Source organism: Halococcus morrhuae DSM 1307, from assembly GCF_000336695.1.
In the GTDB taxonomy this organism is placed as follows: domain Archaea; phylum Halobacteriota; class Halobacteria; order Halobacteriales; family Halococcaceae; genus Halococcus; species Halococcus morrhuae.
The window spans coordinates 1-8507 of the sequence record NZ_AOMC01000145.1 but is presented as its reverse complement, the minus strand read 5'-3'; the positions used below and the strand labels follow the sequence as shown (position 1 = coordinate 8507).

At 56.1% G+C, this 8507-nt stretch carries 8 protein-coding genes and 1 pseudogene; 5 read left to right on the top strand and 4 right to left on the bottom strand.

Going from position 1 to position 8507, the window contains the following annotated elements:
* Positions 1-1613: transposase (locus C448_RS12285; RefSeq protein ID WP_004055214.1), on the top strand; the 1613-nt coding region annotated here is incomplete at its 5' end.
* A 132-nt stretch (positions 1614-1745) separates the two neighbouring features.
* Here the strand turns inward: C448_RS12285 and C448_RS12280 are convergent.
* Complete coding sequence (locus C448_RS12280) at positions 1746-2318, bottom strand: hypothetical protein (protein WP_004055212.1); 573 nt, start codon at positions 2316-2318, stop codon at positions 1746-1748.
* Between the two features lie 112 nt (positions 2319-2430).
* Here C448_RS12280 and C448_RS12275 point away from each other — a divergent pair, with 112 nt between their 5' ends.
* From C448_RS12275 to C448_RS12265, 3 genes are read left to right on the top strand one after another with little or no spacing between them, the layout of a single operon-like run.
* A complete protein-coding gene (locus C448_RS12275; protein WP_004055210.1) occupies positions 2431-2841 on the top strand; it encodes a PadR family transcriptional regulator in 411 nt (136 codons plus the stop codon).
* Between the two features lie 14 nt (positions 2842-2855).
* Positions 2856-3083: a hypothetical protein gene (locus C448_RS12270; protein WP_004055202.1), complete on the top strand. Its 228-nt coding sequence runs from the start codon at positions 2856-2858 to the stop codon at positions 3081-3083.
* Positions 3083-3715: a DUF3267 domain-containing protein gene (locus C448_RS12265; RefSeq protein ID WP_004055201.1), complete on the top strand. Its 633-nt coding sequence runs from the start codon at positions 3083-3085 to the stop codon at positions 3713-3715. The genes C448_RS12270 and C448_RS12265 overlap by 1 nt, the downstream gene beginning before the upstream one ends.
* 182 nt (positions 3716-3897) lie before the next feature.
* Here C448_RS12265 and C448_RS12260 read toward each other — a convergent pair whose 3' ends face one another.
* Positions 3898-4596 carry a helix-turn-helix domain-containing protein gene (locus C448_RS12260; protein WP_004055199.1) on the bottom strand — a complete coding sequence of 233 codons (699 nt, stop codon included), beginning with the start codon at positions 4594-4596 and terminating at the stop codon, positions 3898-3900.
* A gap of 671 nt (positions 4597-5267) precedes the next feature.
* Between C448_RS12260 and C448_RS12255 the strand changes: the two genes are divergently transcribed.
* Entirely contained in the window at positions 5268-5990 is a 723-nt protein-coding gene (locus tag C448_RS12255) for an FkbM family methyltransferase (protein ID WP_160162791.1), read from the top strand.
* A 175-nt stretch (positions 5991-6165) separates the two neighbouring features.
* On the opposite strand, the gene C448_RS12250 is transcribed toward C448_RS12255, so the two are convergent.
* Complete coding sequence (locus C448_RS12250) at positions 6166-7812, bottom strand: DUF4352 domain-containing protein (RefSeq protein WP_004055195.1); 1647 nt, start codon at positions 7810-7812, stop codon at positions 6166-6168.
* Between the two features lie 47 nt (positions 7813-7859).
* Positions 7860-8507: pseudogene (locus C448_RS16490) on the bottom strand (hypothetical protein); the annotation flags it as partial.

Genomic DNA, 8507 nt, shown 5'->3' with positions numbered 1-8507 from the left:
TATACCATGGCGGGTATAGCCGTCCGAACAAACCGGTCAACGAGTTGGTTTCGCTGGAGATCATCAAGCACCTACTTGGACTGTCCGATGAACAGCTCGAACACGCCTACTTGTTCGACTTTCGCGTCCGAAACGCGCTGGGTAAAGAGACGCTCGGTGATAATATCTGTGCGAAGACGTTCACGAATTTCCGCCGACGGCTGATGGAATTCGAGGAAGAAACAGGTCGAGACCTGCTGCACGAGGTCTTCGAAGACCACCGCAGCTACCTCCAAGAAGAGTTCGAGATCGACGCGAGCACCCAGCGGATGGATTCAACGTTCATTGAGGCCAACATCAAGCAACTCTCCCGGATCGACCTGATTGCCAAAGTCGTGTACAACTTCCTGGACGATCTCCCTGACGAGATCGTCCATGAACTCCCAGCCGGGATGGACGAGTTCGCCGAGGCGGAGAATCTTGAGCTCTCGTATGAACTGGAACCGGGAGAGGTTGACTCGACGATGGAAACGCTCGTCGAGCATACCGCCTGGCTTGTTGAGCGGTTTGCAGACGACCAAGAATATGCTGAGCGTGTGAGTTTTGCTCATCTTCAGCAGGTCCTTGACGAGCAATGCTATCGTATTGGCGAACTCGAAGACGACGAGCTGGACTCTGAGGAATATACTGACGATGATGACCATCCCGGTGACCCGCCGTCACCGGGATGGGAACCAATCAGGAACTTCACGTCTCCTGAGAATGAGACAGACCAGGCCGGTGCTGAGACGCGCCAGTCAGAGGAGACTGACTCCGATCAAGAAGATCGCGTCGGGCTGAAAGAGCCCGACGAGATCAGTAGCAACTCGATGCAAAACCCACACGACGTAGATGCGACATACCGCCGTAAGGGCAACGAGTCACACTGTGGATACAAAACGAATGTCGCCGAAACGTGTGACGGCGACAATCCGTTCCGGCTCATTACGACCATTCGGATAGATACCAACAACACGGACGATGGAGATCTTCTGGCGGAGGATGTGGCAGAGCTACCAGCCGAGACAGGATTGACCGATCTTCTGGTAGACGGTGGCTACACGCACAAAGAAGTAGAGTCGTGCTGCGATGATCACGGGATCACGCAGCACTTTACAGGGCTGACTGGGCAGCCGCCTTCTGAAGAGAAGTTATCGCTCGCGGAGGCGGAGTGGGACGGACACAGAATGGTTGCGTGTCCTGCCGGACACGAACCATTCGAGCAGCGATACATGGAGAGCGGCCGCATCTCTGGCCGAATGGACAGCGAGTTCTGTGACGGCTGTCCACTTCAGGAGAGTTGTTTCGTGACGGAGAAACAGCAATTCTACAGTTACGGTTTCGACGAGCGAAGCGTAAAACTCGCCCACCGCCGGAAGCGGATGGACGATCCAGCCGAGGAAGAGTTTCTGAACTTACGCGCCGGTGCTGAGTCATTAGTCAATGAGGTGTATCATCAAGATGGGGAGAAAACACGGTTCACCGGGACGATCAAGGTGAAGAACGCGTCGATAGCGAAAGCAATCGGGACAAACCTCAAGCGGGCCTCCCGATTCCTTGAATCGGAGGCCCAGCGGAAGCAATCGACGGGATAAACGGAGAAAGAATCGGTTTTTGTCGATATAGCGGAGGGGAGGAATGCATTTGGCTTGAACTCGAGATCACTGCCGTGATGAGCATACGATTTCGNCAGCTGAGCTATCATTTTCGATATAGCTGTATGTGATTCATGGGAGTCTTTCGACGGCCGCTATCAACCCGTCTTCATCCGTCCACATGAACAGTCGCCCTTCCCGATCAAGGAGGTCAAATCCATCGAGTTGGAGCGCACTGTACGGCTCGCTCCCGTCGAATTCCTCATCAAGCGTCGATTGGTCATACTCACGCTTGAGGACGTGCGCTCGTTCGAAGTAGGGCTGATGGAGAAAGAACATCCCTTGCTCGACAAGGAATCCACTGCGATCGTGTTCGGCAACGCCAACGAGATATGTCGCGTAGTCAGCGAGAATGCGAAACTTCACCAGCGTATTCGACCACTCACCGCGAATGTCCACCATCAGGAACGCATACACGTCGGAGCGACGGTTCAATCGGTCTTTGACGAGTTGGAGCCGATGGATTTCTGGCGTGCCGTAGCTTCCGAGCACGAAATATGAACTCTCGTACTCGAACAGCGGCGTCAGTTCGGCAACCGCGTCGAGTGCTTGTTCGTATTCGCGCGGCGAGAGCGTATCGAGGTGGGCGTACTCGGCAGCGCGGTCGGCGATATCCTCAACATCCGGCTCCGAATGGTCGTCCATACGCTGGTTACGAAGCAACCAGTATTATATCTTGCTCACCAAATCAGCCGCCAGTTCTGCAACCAAATTGGTCGAGGTAAATTATTAGTACCGGCAGGACGAACAACTACTCATGAGCGAGACAGCATCGACGGACGGCTTCGAGGGCGAGCAAGAGCGCGAGCGGTTGCACGTCGCAACACAGGACACGCGGTTCGTCCTCCTGCAGAACATTCTCGGCCACCCGTCACAGCTCCCCTCGATGAAAGAACTCGCCTACGTCAATCCAAGCAAGAGTGAGGGAACGATTTACCAACATCTCGAACGGCTGGTTGAGGCGGGTATCGTCGCGACATACATGCTCCCATCGGATCGACGCAAACGCGACCTTCCGTATAAGTTCTATGGACTGAGCGATGAGGGACAGGCGTTTCTCGATCGCCATGGCCTGTTGCGCGCCGAGGAGACGTTACGCGCGGTGTACGAGCGCGTCGAGAAAAACGAACAGATCAAACGCTTCGAGCGTGCGCCGCGGCCACAATAGAGGACAAGAGACAAATGAGCGACGACGTTCACTGGCCCGACGACACGGAGGACCGTTTGGATCCTCACGACCACCAGCAAGAAGCGGTCGAAGCCTGCGAGTACGCGATTGACGCGCTCCACGGTAGCGATCTTTCGCGCGCCCACGCGCTGCTCGATGAGGCACGAGCGGCCGTCGAGCGTGCCCAGCACGATGACAGCGAGCAAGCCTACCGCGAAACTGCTTACGACTGCTACGATTGATGGCCCCAGAGTGGCCGCCAGCGCCGCCCGAAGGCTACCGGAAGCACGAACCCAAATACGAACAGTCGCGGTTCGTCACGGCCATCCTGTTTTGCTGGCTCATCGGCGTGCTCGTGACGGTTCCTGCGCTCGTTATTGGCGTTCATGATCCTGACACTGCTGTTCGTGTCATCCGAGAGGTATTGCAACCAGATACCGCTGATGAGTGGACGGCCTATATCCTCTGGTTGATCGGGATGTTCACCGTTTTGCTTGTCAGTCATGAGGCGCTGCACGCGCTCGCCGGACGCTGGTTCGGGTTACGAACAGCGTTCCAATTCGAGTACCACCACCCGCTGAGTTGGTCGCCGGAGATCGTCACGTATGGTAGATTTCAGTCGGGCGGTGAATTGTTCGTAATCGCGCTTGCACCCCTCGTCATCCTAACGCCCGTGAGCATCGTCGCGCTCGTCTGGAGCCAACATCTCTGGATAATCGCCTCAGCAGCGGTTCTCGCATTCGGCAATTCCGCAGGTGCGGTGGGCGATCTTGCGTCCGTATGGACGTTCTGGGATTTGCCGGATGGCGAACTCATCTATCACGATAGCGAGGGCCGACGACAGTATTACACGCCAATGAACGAAGAGAAGTGATGCTTTGAGAAACGTCAGCGAGAGCTGTAGTGATTATCGGAGCATCCCATAGTTTTGCGTGAATCGCTTCTAGCAGTTGGGAGATCCAGCGTGCGAGATACATACAGGGCGCGTATCGGTCACTGACTAGTCGCGGTCTGGTAAGTGGTCGAAGGGATAGACACAGATAAGATGGGCGTGCTTCACACAATCATCGACCGGATAATCTTCGCTTCTGCCCGTCGAAGGTGATCACCAATCGTTCCTCGTGAAAGTTCAAGCTCGGCGGCTAAGTCGCGTTGTGTTGTACGACGAGGGATATCGTAGTATCCTGCGGTGAGTGCTGTCCGGAGGATTTCTTGTTGTCGGTTGGTGAGTTGTCCCGCTGGATCACTCATGTCCGACTGATACTCTCCTGCGCGCTCGAGAGTCACGTCTACTTCGTCAGGGAAGCCAGCAATCAGGTGCTGGAGGGCTGCATCCTCACCGAAGAGCGTGACTTCTAGCCCGTCAGCAGTCTCCCTCATCGGCCAGTCGATACTGATGGCTTCGGTGTCGATACGTTCGAGAATGGCTGTTTCAAGCTCACCAGGCTTGTAGTGTATATACGCCAGCCACGTCTCACCACCGGTCACAGTGCAAGAGATGATTTCCGGAATCTCGTCTTCTATCGTTGCGAGCCGATCAGCATCGCCTCTGAATCGGGCGACCCCGACGACGGTCCCATCATCGAGAAGATTGAGATACTGTATCGCTTCCTGTGTCGCGACGAGCGTGCCATCGATCCAAACCTCTCTCGGGTCGTTGATGCCTCTCTGCATTTGTTGATCGTTCTTCGACTGAATGTAATCTTCCCAGGCTATGACGACGGTTATGTATCTCATTATCGTCACTATTCCCATACCCGGTGGTACCGTCGGACCCGTCTCGAATCGTGCCTCAGATGAAGCGCTACTACCACCGACATGCAAGTGTGATTGTGCGGCTGGACATAAAGGAAGCGTGCATGCTCGGCGTCAACCTTGAGAATACACGGCCCCTCATCTTCTCTGATGGAGACTCGAAATATCAACACGAGAAATGTGAAAGCGGCCGGATTGACGACTGTTGGCGTCATCGTGGCGCTTCTCGGGATGCTATGGTTGGTTCAGGGGCTTGGAATCGTCCAGATAGATCCCATTTTGTGTGCCGGAGACTGCGAACCGATCACTGGAACATCAGTGGAGTGGGCGGTCATCGGTGCGATAGCTTCGTTCGTGGGAAGTGTCATTGTCTGGGCGGGGCTGAGACGCGTGAACCGATGATGATTCCCACCGAAATCCGCAGTGCCGATCACTATTGAGTTGAAATCAACCTCCTTCTTCCAAAACCGGATTGCTGAATACACACGCTCTCTATCCAGCACGGCCACAGGAATCTCACCAATCTTTGTCAGAAGTGATATACGAGATGCAGGGCGCGTATCTTGCAAGTACAATTGCGCGAATTTGCTGTTAGCGACACTCGCATAGTGATCACGTAGATGGTGGCGGGTCCTATTATATCGCGCACCCTCTATCTCCTCATTACGATCATGGACGAAGAGCAGTCACCTGGAGAATCCATCCACACGACGATCTGTGATGTCGACGTGGAATTCCGTATGGCGTCAGCGAAGGACAACCGATCCGTTTCCGACATGGCCGAAGGATCAGCAGATGAGATATTCGAGGACATGTTCACCGAAATGCACGAGGGCGATGTTTTCTTCGAGATTGGGGCTTACATTGGCATCTTCAGTTGTGTAGTCGGGCAAAAGTCTCCCGGGATTGGCATCGTCTGTTTCGAACCTCATCCCCATACACGGGAGACCCTAAAGAAGAACCTCCAGTTGAATGGGATCGATGCCACGGTGATGGATTGCGCCATCTCGAATTCGGATGGGACGATAGCGTTCGACGCTCGTAGCGACACACCCCGCGGGATGGGCGAAGTTCGACATACCGGAGGAGAGATGAACACGTCCGTTCGAACGCTCGATGGGGTCATCACGGACGATGGTGTACCATCGCCGACGGTGATCATGTCGGACATCGTCGGCGAGGAAATCAATCTGCTCCGTGGCGGTTCGAGGACGCTTTCGTCGCCGACAACACGGGTGGTGTACATCGTCATCCACGACCAGCCATTAGAACGTCTTGGAAGCAGCAAGCAGGAAGTTGAAGAACTTCTCAGAATATATGGGTTCGACAAGTTGGAATATCTCCGAGAGAACCTCCTCAAGGCCAAGAAGTCGGGGCAGACCGGGGAACTGTAGAAGTCGACACCTCCCAGCGAAACGCCATCGGGAGGACGGGAGCGGACGCTCACCTAGCTAATGATATCCACCCATCTGCAGATAGTCCTCTGCGGAATATATCCTATATCTTGCACGCTGATTTCAACAAGACAACAGTCTGTGATGTGAGAACTTTGAAAACCAGTGCTAATCCCTAAGATCCGCCTTTCGTCCAGCGGGCGCTCTCACCTCGAACGCCCGATGAATCCTCTCGACTTGTCCACTGCACGGTCATGGCGTCGGTGGGAACTTGTTTCGGGGCGGTCCACACGACATACCACGAGAACGAATCTCCACTATCCGGGTCGTACACACCGCCGTATGGTTCCCCTTCGACCGGCGAGATCAATGGTCTCGTCACTTCGTCTGCTTGCGCGAACGTTTGCCCGTTCGCTTTCAGTTGGAACTCGTCCCCGCGTGGTGTGCCGTCTGACCTACCAACGGCGGTAGCCCGCACTTTCGCTATGACGAAGCGCTTGCCAGATGGGGCCGTGCGTTGGATTGGTTCGTCACCCGCGAGTTGTACCGATTGCACCGCCTGAATATCACTCACCGTGACGCTGACGTTCTCGGTCGTTGTGTACGACTGTCCGAACGCGAACGTTGGCGGCACGTATTCGACGGTTTTCGTCTGATTGAACGGCGCGAGTCGATACGAAATCGTCCCATCCGCGGAACTGTTGATCGTGACGTTCCGCTGGATGCTCTGGCCGGGCCGTACCTGTGCGGTGATCGGCGCGACCCCGCCCCAGTTTCCGCTATTGCCGGTACGCGATTCGATCAGCCCTCGGAACGTCCGCGTCGAATTGCCTTTGTTCGCGATCGTCACGTTCGCCGTGGCGTTCTCGCCCTGCGTCACTCTCTTCGGCAGTTGGAAGCTCTCGATAGCGAACTGCGGAAGTTCGCGCGTGCCCTGTTTCGGGGTACTGGTCCATTCGAGTTCCGGCGGCGTCTCGGATGTATCGCGCTGGTAGACGACCGAGACCGCTTTGCGAGCCTTCGAGCGCGGTATCTCTCCGAGCAGCCAGCCCGAGCGCTGTTGACCGGGCGAAAGCCGAAGACTGGTCAAAGGCTTCCCCTCGATCTTCGCAGCGCTGAGAGGCGTTGTGCTTCCGAGCGTCTGTCGCAGCTCACCGTTTTTCAGCTCGAACTCACCGCCGATCGAGGCTGGTTGCGAACCGGCGTTTTCGAGATCGACACGAGTGACCGCGAGCAGTTGATTTGAGGACGCTTGTTCGAGGAGCGTCTGACTACCTCCCGCCGGTGAATAGAGAATCGCCGGACGGAACTCGATGCTTTTGGCGGTCCCCTTGAGCGTGTCCGAGAGGTCGAACGTCGTTCCGTAGGCGGCTGTCTTCGGCTGAACGGACACAGTGTGGCTTACCTTCGAGATACCGACATCGAACGTGTAGCTATCAGCAATGTCGAATTGAACCGGGTCGGTCTGTATCTTCACACGCTCACCGGGGTCGATCGTCCGTTTGATCGGCTGGGCGATGGTACTCCGACCGTCCGTGACATGGATATCCGTGTTGAGCGTGCCGGTCTCGCCACCGACGTTCGTGACCTCAAGCGTGAGTCGGAACGGCTTGCCGAGCGTGACCGTCGAGGGACCGAGCAGCGCTGCGCGTCCGAACTGTGCGGGGCCGCTCGTCGTCGGGATCGGCGTGCTCGTCGATGTAGCAGTTGTGTTGTTGCTCCCGGTGGTACTCCCGCAGCCGGCCAGCAGCGCAAGTCCAGCCGTCGTGCCCGCCGCGAGGAACTGTCGTCGGTTCGTCGAGGATTGGTCTGGGTCAGTCATGGTGTAGTTTGATTTCGGTCTGGTTGTCGGTGATGTATATAAGCACCTCAATCGCCGCCAAGAAGAGCCGCGAGCGTACCGAATCCGGCCAGCACCCCTACGACGATAAACGCGATCGCTCCGAGGAACAGGAAGATGATTAGGAGGAATCCGCCGAAGACACTCCCAATGATTTTCTTCAGCAGTCCTTTCTTTTTCTTGCGACGACGGGCAGCACCCCCACCAGTACCATTGTAACTCACACTCGGCGCGGGCAACGAACTCAGGTTGCCAGCGCTCCCGACCTTCTTCGGTGCTTTGAGGCCAGCCTTGCCCTTACACTGCTGGCCGAAGCTCACGTTGGACGCGCCTGCGCCCTTGATGTCGCTTTTGCTCGCGTCGGGATAACTGAGGCAGGTGTTTTTCACGACCGAGCGCGGGCGACTACTGATATTCACGGCCGCGTTCTGGCCTGCACCGCTGCCCTGGATTACCGAGTTCTTGACCGTGATCGCCACTTGCTTCGGTGCGCTGCTCGGGTTGCTCGCGATGATGCTTGTCGTGCTGGAGACGTTGTTCGTGATCCGGCAGTTGTCCAGCGTTGCAGCGCCAGCGCTGGCAAAGAAGTTGGTCGTGTCGCAAAGCGGTCTAGACTTCGGTAGCAACTGACTCCCCTCAGGAAGGGGTTGTCTCTGGTGTCCAAACCGAGACCACCC

Coding starts and splice junctions, on each gene's coding strand:
- C448_RS12250 (WP_004055195.1), bottom strand. CDS start 7,812: ATGACTGACCCAGACCAATCCTCGACGAACCGACGACAGTTCCTCGCG.
- C448_RS12275 (WP_004055210.1), top strand. CDS start 2,431: ATGAGCGAGACAGCATCGACGGACGGCTTCGAGGGCGAGCAAGAGCGC.
- C448_RS12260 (WP_004055199.1), bottom strand. CDS start 4,596: ATGGGAATAGTGACGATAATGAGATACATAACCGTCGTCATAGCCTGG.
- C448_RS12265 (WP_004055201.1), top strand. CDS start 3,083: ATGGCCCCAGAGTGGCCGCCAGCGCCGCCCGAAGGCTACCGGAAGCAC.
- C448_RS12280 (WP_004055212.1), bottom strand. CDS start 2,318: ATGGACGACCATTCGGAGCCGGATGTTGAGGATATCGCCGACCGCGCT.
- C448_RS12255 (WP_160162791.1), top strand. CDS start 5,268: ATGGACGAAGAGCAGTCACCTGGAGAATCCATCCACACGACGATCTGT.
- C448_RS12270 (WP_004055202.1), top strand. CDS start 2,856: ATGAGCGACGACGTTCACTGGCCCGACGACACGGAGGACCGTTTGGAT.